Genomic DNA, 14,771 nt, shown 5'->3' on the forward strand with positions numbered 1-14,771 from the left:
CTTCTATAATAGAAGCCATGATAATTGATTGTTTGTTGACGCTTGTTTGTTTAGTTTTCAAAGAACAATTTAGTTAGCTTATCGCCAGAAGCGACTTTATTAATATAACCTATTGATTCATTATTGTCAACATCGTTTTTTATTTTTCTTTCAATAAAACTCGAAGTTGCTTTTTAAAATCAATGTTGTTTTTTTGAAGCGAGATTAAATATATCATGTCCAAACTATGTTTGCAATATAATTTTAAAAGAAATATCACAAACAATCCTATTATTAGTTTTTGCATTTCTAAATTAATTTTCCCACTACGATTTGTTTGAGTGATTTCAAATCATTCCATACATAAGCCAGCTCTACATATTCCTGTCCACCAATCTTGTCTATTTCTTCCCCTGCCTTATTAGGCTGAAGACTTTCATAGAACAGACGACTGTGATTTTGTTTAAGCACCCAAACCAGCATGGATGTATAATTTTGCTCTAGTAATGCTTCAATTCCTTCACGCAGAAGCCTCAAGCCCAGTTTTCTTCTTTGGTTTGCTTTCAAAATGTAAATTGCATATAGTTCTCCATCTGCAGTAAACTTCCCTGTACGTTCCTTTCCAAAGGATGCAAAGCCCACTATTTCTCCACCTGGGTTTACCGCGACAAAAACCGGTGAAAGATCGGCCGTTTCAGACAAGTTTTTTTCCCACAACGGTTTCCTATCCTCAATTTTCAAAGAAGCTAAGTAATCTTGGCTTATGATGCCCTCATATGTTTCTTTCCAGCTTTCGACATGGACCTTGGCTATTCCTAGAGCATCTTCTTTTGTTGCCCTTCTTATTTGCATATACATCCCCTCCGATTATATTGAATTTATTTCTGCTCGCTTTTTCATCTTCATGTTTCTTTCATCTACTAAAAATAATGTTATTCCAGCAATAACAACTAACCCACCAGCAACTTGTGTCCAAATAACGTTTTCTTCTAACAAGTAGTATGCAAGGGCAGTTGCTCCTACAGGTTCAAACAGGATTGCCATTGAGATAATCGAGGCGCTAAGCCATTTGATTGACCAGTTAAATAATGTATGTCCAAGCAAAGTCGGGAATAAGGCAAGAAGGACAAAATATACCCAGTCACTTGTCTCATAATGAAAGAACGAATCTCCAACTGCTAATACATAGAAGAACAGAGTGATTGTGCTAATGGCGTAAACAATGAATGTGTATGTTATAAGGGACATTCTTTTTCTGACCGTTTGCCCAAATAATAGATAAACGGTGACTAGCGCACAAGCAGCAATTGCCAAAAAGTCTCCAAACAAGGCGCTTCCGCTGATTTTAAAATCCCCCCAGCTGATGATGACACTTCCTGAAATTGCAATAATCCCACTAATAATTGCCTTAGCAGATATTTTCTCCTTAAAGAAAATATAAACCCCCGCAAACGCGAATAATGGCTGGAGTGTGACCAGTACAGTCGAGCTCGCTACCGAGGTATAGTTTAAAGATTCGAACCAGAGGATGAAGTGGAAAGCAAGGAACACACCTGATATCCCTGAAAACACCCAATCTTGTTTTGTAATAAGACGCAGCTCAGAAACATATTTTATAAGAAATACTGGCAACATAATTAACACTGAAAAAAATAACCGATAAAAGGCAATTACTCCAGATGGAGCAGAAGAAACTTTAACTAAAATCGCTGAAGTTGACACAGCCACTACACCGATTGCAACAGCAAGGTATGGGTTCACTTTAGGTGTTTCCATTTCTCTTCTCCTTCTATTTAAACAATTTGAATACATGTATTTTACTATGGAACTGTTCTTTTAGCTCACTTTTATTAAAATTTTTCGTACAAAAGCGTTTATTTTCCCTTCACCAGGGAAAGTAAATACATCTTATTAGGGGCAGGAGATCACATGCTTTATTCTATGGATATGGAAATTTTAATAAAGTTAGGCATTTCTGCATTTCTGGGTCTAGTTATCGGACTAGAAAGAGAGATAAAGCGAAAACCGGTGGGGCTCAAAACAAGTTTGGTCATTTCAATTGTCAGTTGCCTTTTAACAGTAGTTTCTAGTGAATCTGCCTATATGTTTCCAGGCGATGAAGAGGTAAATATTACAATGGATCCTCTCCGTTTAGCCGCACAAATCGTTTCAGGCATCGGTTTTCTTGGAGCTGGAGTTATTTTAAGAAGGGGAAATGATACGATCTCAGGTCTAACGACAGCTGCGATGATTTGGGGTGCAGCTGGAATAGGAATTACTGTTGGTGCAGGCTTTTATTGGGAGGCAATAGCCGGGGTTGCGTTGCTGATTGTCAGCGTTGAATTGATACCATTTCTGATGACCTTCATTGGTCCAAGACAATTACGTGAGAAGGAAATACGACTTCAATTCAATGTGACTTCTAGAGAAAGCATCGCTGATATTATCACAAAGATTAAGTCAGAAAAAATCTCTTTGAAAAACGTGCGTATCAAAGATTTAGCAGATGAAACCCAACTTGTACAGCTGATCGTGACTGTCGATTTCAGAAGGAAAACAACAGATGTTTATGAGGCTGTTTCGGAAATTGAAGGAATAAACCGAGTTGAAATTGAAGGATTGTAGGAAAAGCCGCTGGAATTGCGGCCTTTTTCAATTTAACAGTAAATTTTATCTTGCAAGTCCTTTGAGTTGGAGATATAATCTTTCTTGTACCTTATCTATTTAGATACGGGGGATTAGCTCAGCTGGGAGAGCGCAACGCTGGCAGCGTTGAGGTCAGGGGTTCGAGCCCCCTATTCTCCATCATCGGAAACCCTTGCGCAGCAAGGGTTTCTTCTATTTATATGATTAGAAAAAGGCTGCCGCAATGACCGCCTATATCTTCTGTCCTTGCACCCGTTAGTGCAACCAGATATAGTTATTTGTGAGAAAGATTTTTTAACCACTTCTCGTTCCACTGAAAATAAAGTTCACTATTTTTACTTTGTAGAAATAAATCTTTAGGGTAAGGTAAAGCGAGTTCAGGCATATTACTCGGATTAAAATATTGAAGTTCAGCCGTTTCGTTATCTATTGGAATTAATTCACCGCTTTGAATAACGCAATCAAACATAAAGACGTTATACTCCACTTGATGACCATTAGGATATTGGTAACGAAAGTCTTTTCCACCAAATACGCCTAATAACTTTTTTGGTACAACATATAAACCTGTCTCTTCCCATACTTCACGAACTACTGCTTCGGCAGGTGCTTCTCCAAGTTCAATGGCACCAGCAGGAAGACTCCACTTTTCGCCATTTCCTTTGTGTTGTAATAAAATTTCTCCCAAGTCGTTTCGAACAATTCCTGCTACACTTGGCATAAAAATCAGTCCATTACCGACTTTTTCTCGGAGTTTTTTATAATAATCCGACATTCCCATTTTCCATACCACCTCGAGTTATATGTGTTACAAAGTAAACTCTCCCCAATATACAAAATCACCTGTTGTTCTTCAACTAAATTGCCCTGTTTGTTCCATAAAGAATTCACCAAAAAAGGCGTTAATCCTTCTTAACACAAATAATGGTATAATTTAAAAAATGACCAAACCCATATATACCAAGGGCTTGGTCATTTTATAACGGTTTTTAATAAAGCGTTAATTTATATTATACGAATAGTTACCTTTTCGAACTTCCACTTACATCCATTGATCATAGATCTCTTTTCGTGCTTGATGGTACAATCGAGCATACAGCTGCGTTTGATGTAGTCCGTTATGTCCCAATAGAACTTGGATACATTCTAGCGGCATTCCCTTCATGGCTAAATGTGCAGCAAATGTATGACGTAACGTATGGGGTGTTAAGTGAATCCCTAGCTTTTTTGTATAGCCTTGAAATTTCAAGTTAATCGTACGAGAACACATCGGACCTGTCCTTGACGTATTGACAAAAGCAAACGGTTGGGAATCCTCTCGTTTCTCTAAATAGGCTTTCAAATGTACTGCACACTCTCGTGTAAATAGGACAATCCGCTCTTTTTTACGTTTCCCATTCGGAATCGTAATCATGCGTTCCGACCAGTTAATATCCTCTTTTTTCATATCAACTAACTCCATAAGACGCACACCGGTGGCATAAAACACTTCAATAACCGCCCTTTCCTCCACCTTCCCTTTTACCAATTGACGCAATTGTAACAGTTCATCCCTTTGCAGATATCTTGGTAGTTTATCCTCCGATTTCGGAATGGGTATTTTTTTCGCTGGATCCTTAGTAAGAAAACCTTCTTCTATGCAATATTTAAAAAACAGCTTGATCCCTGCTAATTTACTGCTCACTGTAGCAACTTTATATTCCCTTGATTCTAAGGAAGACATCCAACCCCTAATATCTTTCGCATTCATTTCTGTGAATGGCTTCTCACAAAAAGCCAATAATTGATTCACTGCTAGTATATACAGATTCACTGTCTTTTCCTCTAATCGAAACCTATAATCCTCTTTAAATTGTTTCAAGCAATTATCTGCGATTATCAAAAAATCTATCCCCTTATCCCATATATTTTCGGTAAAGCGAAATGATCTCCCTCTTGGGAAGCCTAGCGTATATTTGTGTCGTCACAACATCACTATGACCCAATTCATCTCCAATGAACGCTAAATCTGCCCCTTTCGCCAATAATTCAGTTGCGAAGGTATGACGTAATCGATGTGGATGCAAATTTGTTTTGAGTTTTGCTTTCTTTCCCAATTTCATTAAAATAAGCTGGATGGTTCGAACGTGTAACCGCTTACCTGTAGAGGTTACAAAAAGTGCCTTCAGAGAATTTTGACTTAAAGAGATATATCGCTCCAATAAAAGAGCACACTTTTCTGTAAAATGAACAAAGCGGATTTTTTTGCCTTTGCCTACTACGCGCGCTGTACGGTATTCAAGATTTACATCCTCTCGATTTAACTCACTTACTTCACTGACTCGACACCCTGTGGTAAGCAAAAATTCCACCAACACCTGATTTCGAAGAGAGGTGATTTCGCTATGATTACGAATTTTAGCAATTTCATCTTTCTCTAAGTACTTTGGAAGTGTTTGTGAAAGACGAGGAAACCATCGGCTTTTAACTGGTGAACTATCTATATAATTTTCATTTATACAAAACTTGTAAAATGAAGATAGAATACTTAGCCGTAGTCTCAATGTTGCTTCACTAAAATGAGCTCCGTTATTTTTAAACCATTCAAGAATGGTATTTGAGGTCAAAGAGAGATAAGTTTCTTTCATATCCCCAAAAAAGTGTTCTAAAAAATGCCGATATGTAGTAATGGTATTTTGACTTCGGTTTGAAACTTTTAAACTTAATAAAAACTCTCCAATGATTTCCTGATTACTTTCATTCGGTAAGTCTTTCGACAACTCCCAGTAATTATTCATCTTCTCACTCCTATTGGTATAGATCATATTGTTTTTTACGTGCATGTTCCATTAATCGTGTATAAATGCGAGTACTATTAATATCTACATGACCCAGGAGATCCTGAATGTAACTTTGAGGCATATTTTTTTCTGCTAGGTGTGCGGCAAATGTATGACGTAAAGTATGGGGGCTCACCTTAAAACCAAGTGATTTGGAGAAATTACGAAAGTTTTTTTGTATATATTCCCGGTGAAGTGGACCTCCTCTACGATTTGCAAATAAGAACATGCTATTTGTTTCTCGTTTTTCCAGGTATAGTTTTAAGCGTTCCGCACAATCGTGCGAAAAAAGGACAAATCTCTCTTTGGTTCCCTTTCCTTTGCGTATCCATATTTGCCTGGTATCCCATTTAATATCCTCTAATTTGATTTGTAATAGCTCACTAACCCGTACGCCTGTGGAATATAAGGTTTCAATGATAGGACGAAATTGGTAATCATTCCGTGTTAATTCTTGTAACTCGGCCAACTGGCGCCTACTTAAGTAGTATGGAAGGACATCATCTTTCTTAGGGGTTTTTACCGTTGACAATGGATTTTTCTTCAGGAGATTTTCTTCCATACAGTATTGATAAAATGACTTCAATCCTGATAGTTTAATATGTATCGAACGTTTTTTAAGACCTTTTTCCTCTAGGGAGGCAAGCCATGCTCTTATATCAGCAGCCTTCACTTCACTAAATCCTTTTTTACAAAAGCTGAAGAATTGTTGAAGCGAAAGTCTATAACTTCGGATTGTTTCTTTACTAAACCTTGATTGATGATCGTCAAAAAATGACGCTAATACTTCTTCGTTCATGGTTATCTACCCCATTATATTTTGATAAGATGTAATCATGTCCTCAGTTAGAATACGTGCATATATACGAGTTGTGTTTAGATTGGAATGTCCCAATTCATCTGCTATAAATTCAATGGTTGCCCCTCTTGCAAGCATGTTTGTAGCAAACGTATGGCGACAACAATGAGGATGCAACGATTGATTTAACCCAGCCTTTTTTCCAATTTTCCTCGTAATATAATAGATGGATTTGGGTCCTATACGTTGATCGGAATTACTCAAGAATAATGGATCTGATTCTTTACAGATTCTTGTATGTATATAGTCCTTCAATACAAGGGCACACTCTTCCGAAAAATGCACCTTTCTAATTTTCTTTCCTTTTCCCGTTACCTCAGCTGTTCTTTTTTCTAAATTGACATCTTTTATAGAAAGATTAGAAACTTCCGAACTTCTGCATCCTGACGAAAATAAAAATAGCATCAGTGCACGATCACGAAGAACCGAATTTTCTGTTGTAAGCTTTACTTTAGCAAACTCATTCTCGCTTAAATACTTGGGTAAGGACTTTGGAATTTTGGGTCTCCATCTTTTTTTAATAATGACATTTTCTATATACTCTTCCGCAAGACAAAATTGCAAAAATGATGATAGTGCAGTTAGGTAAGCATCTACCGTCTTTTCCTTTTTTCCATTAGTGAAATGTAAAAAGCATTTTCTCACTTCATTGGTTGTTAATTGATTTAAAGGAAGAGTACATATGCTCAAGAACCGTTCTAAAAACCACCGATAGTTTCTTATTGTTCGTTCAGCTTTGTTTTCAAGTTTTAAACTTAGCAAATATTCATCCATGATCGCCCTTGTCGCTTCATCCTCAAGGTTACTCTTCGTGTAATCACTAGATTCTTTCATTTGTTAACCTCTTCTCTATTTTTCTATTAATGATACATATAATAATCTTTAACTAATTTATCTTTTTATATACATTTGTTAAGGACTAATACAAATCAAAAATATAGTCAACACTTCAGATTAACTTCATAAAATGAGCCATAGTATAACTATTGTTCTATATCATAATCAAGCGAAGCTTGGTCAACAAGGTAGTGTGCAACAATCAATTCCTTACAGTTTTTATTACAGGTTTTTCCCTCCATTAAAAGCCACGTACTTGCCTGTTTGTTGTATTATCAGTTATCGTCAGATGAATCGAGTAGATGACTAGCCATTAGCTGGCTAGTCGACCTCTCACACCTTTCAGTTGTTATTGCCCGATGGAGTACTTCGCTAAGAGATATGCGCCAGTATCCCTTACGGGAGTTAGCTGTTTTCATCGCTTTCGTATGGTCTATTCCGTATTTCCGAAGCATTTTATATCTTGTTTTTACTCTTTTCCATCGTTTCCAGATTAATTGCCTTAACCTGTGATTCAACCATTGTTGGATTTCTTTGACGAATATCTTCATGTACGATACACCGTAGTAGTTAATCCAACCCGTGGTTATTTGATTAATCTTTATTGTAATTTTTTCAAAGGTGCCAGGTCTTTTTCGACTTGTCTCTTTTCGTAGTTTCTCTTTGAATCGTTGTTTTGCCGACCTACTAGGTCGGCATCCAACTTTCCCAAGAGATTCTGTAAGTTGAAACCCAGGAATGTCCCAGATGTTGCCGTACATATTTTGCTTTTCTTTTGATTAATTGTTAGCTGTAGATCTTCTTCGATATATTTCGAGACACTTTCCATGACTCGTTCACCTGCACGTTTGCTCTTCACGTAGATGCAAAATCGTCCGCATATCTTATGAAACGATGTCCTCTTCTTTCCAACTCTCTATCTAGTTTATTTAGATAGACATTAGCTAGAATCGGCGAAAGAGGTCCTCCCTGTGGAGTCCCTTCTGTTTTCTCGATGTAGATATCTTTGTCTAGAATTCCTGAACGAAGGAATTTCCATATGAGCTTCAATACGATTTTATCGGAGATAAATTCCTCTAGGTAGGCTCTTAGCCTTTGGTGATGGATGGTATCGAAATAGCTTTTCAAATCACAATCCACCACCATTTTGTATCCCTCTTGATAGTATTGTTCTGCTCGTTTTATGGCTTGGTGTGCATCTCTTCCTACTCGAAATCCAAAGCTGTTGTTCGAAAAGTGTGGGTCAATGATGGGATTGATGACTTGAAGGATCGCTTGCTGGACCACTCTGTCTAGAACACAGGGGATACCCAAGTATCTTTTCGAGCCATCTGGCTTTGGGATGGCGACTCGTTTGACTGGTTGAGGAGTATAGGTTCCATCTTCCAGTTTTTGTTTCAATGCTCGATAGTGTTTCCTCATGTGTGATTCCAGTTCATGTACGGTAATCCCATCTATACCTGGAGCACCTTTGTTTGATTTTACTTTCTTGTAAGCTTTCCAAAGATTATCATCGGCAATAACTTCTTTTATTAAATTGATACCATCTTGTTCTTTCATATCCATGTTGACATCCCTATGCACTCCTATATACTCTTCAGTTTCGAACTTATCCATCAATAGGGAGCCATCTTTCGGTCTATACCACGATGTTTTCTGCATTGAGTCAGGATGTCTACACCTCCTTGTTTTCCAAGATTTAAGATTGTTCAGTCCTTCATTCCGTTCTTGGAATTACTATGACCTCTGCTGACTTCTCACGATAAATCTTGTCCAACCGAATGTTTTACGTTCGTCCGTGAGACCTCCCCGGGTAAGAGCGATAACCTTCTTCTCATGTAACTGCTATATTTACTGCATGGGATTTGGGCAGTATTGGACTTTATCTTGTTTGGCAGATTCGTCCGTCCCAATTCAGCCTTTTATATAGTTTCTGTTCGTCAGTTCGAGAATTTGCATCCGGCTTCCTTCAGATTCCACGTCACCATGGACACTCATGCCATTTGCTAACAGTTCCTACTGCCAAGCCTGTAGTGGACTTTCACCACCAAGTTATCATCCATGCCGGGCGCACCAAAAAACACCCCCCATTTTCATTAGGGGGTGTGTGTGAGAAAAACTCGGAAAATTAACTTCTGGAACTAGATCTCTTATTTCTCTTGATAGTAGGTGCCATCATATTCAAACTTAGCCTGTGCTAATTGATGATTTGTTTGATAGGCGTATCCTGAATTTGCTTTCCTACCTTTTTCAGCAAATAAATGCAGATTTTTTTTTGCCCTAGACCCAATCACATATAACAATTTATTTGAAGCAGATTCCGTAATATAGTTTGGTTGGTTTCTAATAGAACTCCAGTGAGGAATATATCCCCAAAGTAGGCCAAACGCAATCACCGTTTCAAATTCTTCACCCTTAACACCATAGCAGGTATTTATAACAACACCAGTTGAAGGCTTAAATATATTCTTAAAGTACTGAATGTCATCTGGAGTGCCTATAAAATCAGTTGATTCATACCGTGTACGAATACCATCAAAGAATATATCCCATTGTTCCACTAGCACATAGTAATCATTTAAATCGAGTTCTAGTTTATTGAAAAATGCTTTAAACGCTTTTTCCAAATATAGTATGCCATTTGATTCATTCGGTTTTATGGAATTGATTATCTTAAGGTATCTTCTACAGTCTATGTACTCATTTCCCAAAGAACCGTTTGTATAGCCGTTTAAATCATTAATTAGGTGACTCATCCATCTAAAACGGCTCATAGATGTTTTAGGGGTTATTTCTGATAAGAATAGCCTTGATAATTTCCACCAAAAACTCTCCCGATTTGTTGGCAATGGTGAAACCCCTGGTGCATCAAAAGGGATATCTGGTAAAACAGATTTTAATTTTTGTGCAAGTGGGGTTAAAAAATACCACTGGGGTGCTATGATACATATTTCGCTTGGCTTTACACCTTTTTTAATATTATGAGTAATGATATCAGCAAACTCTTTATAAAGATTATCCTTATTTGTTGTTGTATCAAGTGTTATATATCCATGCTCATTTGCACGCTGACCAAGTGCTTCAATATTTACTTCTGTTGACTGAAAATTTCTGAAGAAGTCAACGATTCTTTGTGTAGATCGATAATTTCCAGGAATCTCTTTGAACACTATATCTTGATTTCCGATTTCCTCTTGTATCTCATATAGACTTTTAGGCGTTCCTCCTAATGAGCCATATATTGCCTGATCTGGGTCCCCTACTAGAAATAGTTTACACTTATCGCCAGCCACAGTGAGAACTTGTCCAATAATAGCGTATTGTAAATCCTGTGTATCCTGAAATTCATCAACAAAAATATGAGAAAATATATTTGCCAGGTGTGAGCGTATTTTCTTATTGTTTATTAACATTTTATAGGAATAATAAAGCAATAAATCAAAATCTATTTCCTTGTTTTCTAAGATACTCTCATGGAACTCCTTTGCAATTGCATTATTATATGGGTCAGCATTCATATAATTCGCATTTCTATCCAGTCCTGTATTAATATCGCTAAAAAAAGGAATAGAATGTTTTTTCTTTAGTTCATTTAAAATTTTTCGCTTTTTGTTATCATCAATGATGGAAAATCCGTTAACTAATGCTGGTTCATATGCTGAATATGGTTTAATAATCCACTGATAGCAAAAAGAATGAATTGTGCCAGCCCAAAGCTGCTCTTGTGGAATGCCAAGGTCATCAAGTCTCCTTTGTATTTCCTCAGCCGCCCGATTGGTATAAGTGAGTGCAACAATAAACTTCTTTTTACTATCGAACCTCTCTAACTCATAAGCGATTTTGCGAGTTAAAACGCGTGTTTTTCCGCTACCTGGACAAGCAATCACAAGTGCATTTTTATCCGTTGTCACGGCATCTAGTTGGTTAGAATTTAAACCGTCTAACATACTTGATACCTCTCATAATTGTCAATCAGTAAAATAAGATCATCATTTTCATCTAAGTATTCTTCGCATAATTTTCTTAGCTCGCTATATGATTGCTCAATATCGTTCAGGTTTTCAAGAGCATCTACAAATTCACAAAATTCATCATAGCTGCAATGTTGCTCTATTCTGTACTTAGCCATTTTTACAAAGTGTTTAAATCCAATATGTCCCGCTGCAAACGCAATAGCTTTTAATATATAATCTGGAATGAATGTTTCATAAGTCAATTCCTCTGCAAGTGTAAGGGCAAACCATCCTTTTCCTACAACCTTATCCGCTAGACGAAGTGTTTCAAGTCCAACATTAATATTATCACTGGATTCTAATAAAGCCTTTGAATTGTCTATTGATTTTTTCGATTTATATATTTTGCTTAATGATTGTATTATTTCTCGCTGATTACCGGTTAAAACAAAATCAACTTCAAAAGTATGTTCTGCATAAAATGCTTCAACCCAAGGATTGTCTTTGCAGTATAAATCTAGTTTCTGTTTTCTTTCTTCCCCTTTTATTTCAGAGTTTCGAGATTTCCTTTCCTCAACAGTATCATCGTCTTTATTTACTTTTAATGGTGTAAGTGATATGTCATGATCAGTTATGATGGCACAATGTCTTCTGATTCTTTGATCATGGAATAAATTTGCAATATGGTCGAAGACTGTGCTATTCATATTAATTAAACTGACCCCCATTTCATCAAGGCTTAAACCAAAGACACTTTTAAAAAGAGCTGGTATTAGGACTAGCTCAGCATCTCCTTCAACTAGGATTACACCTTTAGCAAACAAAAGGGTACTCCTTGTAGCATCAAGATAACGCTCAATTTTAGTGCACTCATTATCATCAAGTCCATTACTTGGATGACATACGACAGTTTCGTTAACCTCTTTACATAGAATATTTACCGACTTTATTTTGTTTGCTGAAGAGATATGTGTCGAATGTGTTGTTGTAATGACCTGTGTATTCTGAAATTTGTAATTATCGAACAGCGTTTTCTGAATATGCGTATGAATGTGTGCCTCAGGCTCTTCGATTAATAGGAAATGAGCAGCTTTCTCTTCGGTCGGTTGCTTATACTCATATTCTAATAATTTTAACGTGATATAGATTAAATTTGCCCCGCCCAAGCTTAAATCTTCTAGTTTACCTTGATAGCTTGTATCTTCCCCATCTCCAACCCATAGTGTTAACGATTGGAACAGTTTATTTATATCTTCAGGAAGTTCAGAACGAATACTTACATTTGGTGCATATGTAAAGCCAATTGTTGAATCAAGTGTCTTTTTCACCTTTTCAGCCAATTCCTTAATCTCCGAGAGATTACTGATTGTTTCATTCAAATCTGTTACCTTGCTTGTAATATTTGATGCAGCAGTTACTTGAATATTTTTTGCACTACCCCTTAATAAATTTAATAACGGGCTTTGTCTATTTTTACGTAATTCTGCCATAACATCTCGAAGAGCTTTAATATGCGTACATGCAATTTCTGATCGCACTAAAAATATTTGAGATGTTGTAATACCCAGCAAGTCCTTTTTTTCATCATCAGGATTAGGGAAAATAATATTTTCAAAGTCGCCAACCAATTCTTTATATACTGCTTCAACAGAAAAATCAGCTGTACCTCGAAAATGATAAACACCCTCATATTCATTTATAGTTATTTCGTTTAGAATTTCTTCAAGCTTTTGCTGATCTTTATCTTTATCAATAGATAGCTCGTATAATTTTTTTCTGAATTTTTTATTCGGCCGAAAATAGAAATGATAAGAGCCGCTACTTGAAGCTTCATTAACATGTTCAAGTTTATGAGCTAAAATATTCGCTCCCTCACTTGAATCTAAATCTTCAAATTGAAGAGATATAATAATCCAATGACCTTGCCATCTAGATAAATTCCTATTAAAATCGGTTTCTATTAATTTAGAAGCACTGATGGGTAGATTATTATCAATCATAAGACGTAATGCAAAAAATGCATTTGTCTTTCCTGAGCCATTTTCTCCTATAAGCGTATTTACTCCTGGTTGAAATAAAAAGTTTTGTGAACAGAAATTCCTGAAGTTTCTAATATACAGTTTTGAGATATACATACTCTTCTCCCCTCCTACATCTGAAAAGGCTTCATTACCTATTTTAGCACTTTTTGTAAATATATTGATTGATTGCTCGATTAATGAACACATCTGTTGAAACAGAACGGGAATTAATCCACTGGTATAGTAGTAAAAAGTTGGGAACTAAGTTTATATCTGTGTATCCCATAAACATTGAAAACATGTTAAATAAAAAAAGCCACGTCATTAGCCTGGCATTTTGTTGCATGTAAAGACTACCTATGTATAATCGATTATTTGTTATTTGTTTTCATTGATTACTTTCCAAACATAATTTGTATAAGTTTTTAACCCTTTTGCAATCTCTACTTGTCTCATTCCTTGCTTATGTAACCGTAATATCATTTCTTTCTTTGTCAACTTTTCATCTAACATTCTGATCTCTCCAATCAAGCATTAATTTTTTCATATTATAAAATCAATAAACACTTTTTGAAAAGTAAGCAAGAGATGAGGTTTCTCTATTGTGGACATTTGTTGTGATAGAAGTGGAATACTGCTGAAGAAGTTTTTGACAGTATTGGTCTACCATTTAATATAAGTGCTACTCCAAAATCTAACCCATTAAACGAAAAAGACGCTATCTTGTTCATAGCGCCCGATTGTTGAATATCATATTTCCTTTTAAGTATTGTTGTTTGTTCAGCCAAAGAACCAGTTAAAATTATCGTGCACAGTGAAATATTAAAGTGTCAAGAAAGATAGAAAAATTCAACTTTTTACTGTTGAATCTACTCCCACTCTTATGATTTGTTATAAAAATTAATTTCGTGTTCATTTACTTTAAAACCTTTACCGAATTAATAATGAGGTTTTTTGGGACTAATTCATCAAATTTTATCGATACTGTTTGAAGCCAGGAATCAGTCTGAACATAAAGGTCTACTCGTAAATCAACTGGAAGATCTAATTCCTTTCTAAATGTTTGAACAGCACGAACAAATTCTCTTACTAATCCTACTTCTTTTAACTCCTCTGTCAATTTGGTATCTAATAGTGTCAAGAAATTGCTACCTTCTAATAATTCAAAACCACCCTTGCCTTTTTTATCAATAAGTACGTCATCCATTGTTAGAGTGACATTTTCACCTGAATTTAAAGGTAATTGAATCACTTTTTCTTCAATGAATAGTTTCTTATCGGTATCGTCTAACTTTTCAACTTTATTTTTTCTTCACCAACGGATTTGCCTAACTTTGGCCCGACTACAGCAAAATTTAATTTTAGTTCAATCTCTAATAAATCTTGGTAATTTCCACTAAATTCAACATCTTTAATGTTCATTTCATTTTTAATAATAGACAAATACTTTTCCAATTGAGATATAGTGGACTCTTCTGTCGGAATTACGACCAATTGAGCTAATGGTTGTTTGGTGTTAATTCCTATACTATTTCTAAGGGATCTTGTTAGCTCTTTGCCACCAATTAAAGTCTTTCCTTCACTTGGTTTGCAATTGTTTCAGAATCCAGAACCCATCATGGAATTCAATTTGGGATCATTACATTATGGGTTAAAT

Annotated in this window: 14 protein-coding genes, 1 tRNA gene and 1 pseudogene; 2 read left to right on the forward strand and 14 right to left on the reverse strand. The window is 36.0% G+C overall.

Translation table 11 applies throughout. The annotated features are described in order from the left end of the window. Window positions 1-288: 288 nt before the first annotated feature. The gene (locus tag UB32_RS01360; protein WP_044390593.1) at window positions 289-831 is read right to left on the reverse strand and encodes a GNAT family N-acetyltransferase; all 543 of its coding nucleotides are present in this window, start codon (window positions 829-831) and stop codon (window positions 289-291) included. Between the two features lie 15 nt (window positions 832-846). Continuing rightward, window positions 847-1,755, reverse strand: a complete 909-nt coding sequence (locus tag UB32_RS01365) for a DMT family transporter (RefSeq protein WP_044390595.1) — start codon at window positions 1,753-1,755, stop codon at window positions 847-849. A 165-nt stretch (window positions 1,756-1,920) separates the two neighbouring features. Between UB32_RS01365 and UB32_RS01370 the strand changes: the two genes are divergently transcribed. Next, window positions 1,921-2,604, forward strand: coding sequence for an MgtC/SapB family protein (locus tag UB32_RS01370; RefSeq protein ID WP_044390683.1), 684 nt, complete (start codon window positions 1,921-1,923; stop codon window positions 2,602-2,604). A gap of 107 nt (window positions 2,605-2,711) precedes the next feature. Then, window positions 2,712-2,784, forward strand: a tRNA-Ala gene (locus UB32_RS01375). Between the two features lie 115 nt (window positions 2,785-2,899). Here UB32_RS01375 and UB32_RS01380 read toward each other — a convergent pair. The 12 genes and pseudogenes from UB32_RS01380 to UB32_RS20830 form a co-directional block, all read right to left on the reverse strand. After that, window positions 2,900-3,406 carry an NUDIX hydrolase gene (locus tag UB32_RS01380; RefSeq protein WP_084221678.1) on the reverse strand — a complete coding sequence of 169 codons (507 nt, stop codon included), beginning with the start codon at window positions 3,404-3,406 and terminating at the stop codon, window positions 2,900-2,902. 261 nt (window positions 3,407-3,667) lie between these two features. Further along, complete coding sequence (locus UB32_RS01385; RefSeq protein WP_052806911.1) at window positions 3,668-4,507, reverse strand: tyrosine-type recombinase/integrase; 840 nt, start codon at window positions 4,505-4,507, stop codon at window positions 3,668-3,670. 13 nt (window positions 4,508-4,520) lie between these two features. Beyond that, window positions 4,521-5,402 (reverse strand): tyrosine-type recombinase/integrase, encoded by an 882-nt coding sequence (locus UB32_RS01390; protein WP_044390597.1) that lies wholly within the window; start codon window positions 5,400-5,402, stop codon window positions 4,521-4,523. A 10-nt stretch (window positions 5,403-5,412) separates the two neighbouring features. Further along, entirely contained in the window at window positions 5,413-6,243 is an 831-nt protein-coding gene (gene xerA / locus UB32_RS01395) for a site-specific tyrosine recombinase/integron integrase (protein WP_044390598.1), read from the reverse strand. Between the two features lie 6 nt (window positions 6,244-6,249). Beyond that, entirely contained in the window at window positions 6,250-7,137 is an 888-nt protein-coding gene (gene xerA, locus UB32_RS01400) for a site-specific tyrosine recombinase/integron integrase (RefSeq protein WP_044390599.1), read from the reverse strand. A gap of 278 nt (window positions 7,138-7,415) precedes the next feature. Beyond that, window positions 7,416-7,901, reverse strand: a complete 486-nt coding sequence (locus UB32_RS19210; protein ID WP_084221679.1) for a group II intron maturase-specific domain-containing protein — start codon at window positions 7,899-7,901, stop codon at window positions 7,416-7,418. Window positions 7,902-7,995: 94 nt separating this feature from the next. Then, a complete protein-coding gene (gene ltrA / locus UB32_RS01410) occupies window positions 7,996-8,757 on the reverse strand; it encodes a group II intron reverse transcriptase/maturase (protein WP_198528144.1) in 762 nt (253 codons plus the stop codon). Window positions 8,758-9,290: 533 nt separating this feature from the next. Next, window positions 9,291-11,087, reverse strand: coding sequence for an ATP-dependent helicase (locus UB32_RS01415; RefSeq protein WP_044390600.1), 1,797 nt, complete (start codon window positions 11,085-11,087; stop codon window positions 9,291-9,293). Next, entirely contained in the window at window positions 11,081-13,228 is a 2,148-nt protein-coding gene (locus tag UB32_RS01420; protein WP_044390601.1) for an AAA family ATPase, read from the reverse strand. The genes UB32_RS01415 and UB32_RS01420 overlap by 7 nt, the downstream gene beginning before the upstream one ends. Window positions 13,229-13,492: 264 nt before the next feature. Beyond that, the gene (locus UB32_RS20640; RefSeq protein WP_277813868.1) at window positions 13,493-13,627 is read right to left on the reverse strand and encodes a hypothetical protein; all 135 of its coding nucleotides are present in this window, start codon (window positions 13,625-13,627) and stop codon (window positions 13,493-13,495) included. 403 nt (window positions 13,628-14,030) lie between these two features. Continuing rightward, window positions 14,031-14,408: pseudogene (locus tag UB32_RS01425) on the reverse strand (DUF5915 domain-containing protein); the annotation flags it as partial. Continuing rightward, on the reverse strand, window positions 14,402-14,608 hold the full coding sequence (locus UB32_RS20830) for a DUF5915 domain-containing protein (RefSeq protein WP_431305955.1): 207 nt from the start codon (window positions 14,606-14,608) through the stop codon (window positions 14,402-14,404). The pseudogene UB32_RS01425 and the gene UB32_RS20830, both read right to left, overlap by 7 nt. Window positions 14,609-14,771: the final 163 nt, after the last annotated feature.

Origin of the sequence: Mesobacillus subterraneus (assembly GCF_000934845.1) — a bacterium.
GTDB classification, from domain to species: domain Bacteria; phylum Bacillota; class Bacilli; order Bacillales; family Cytobacillaceae; genus Mesobacillus; species Mesobacillus stamsii.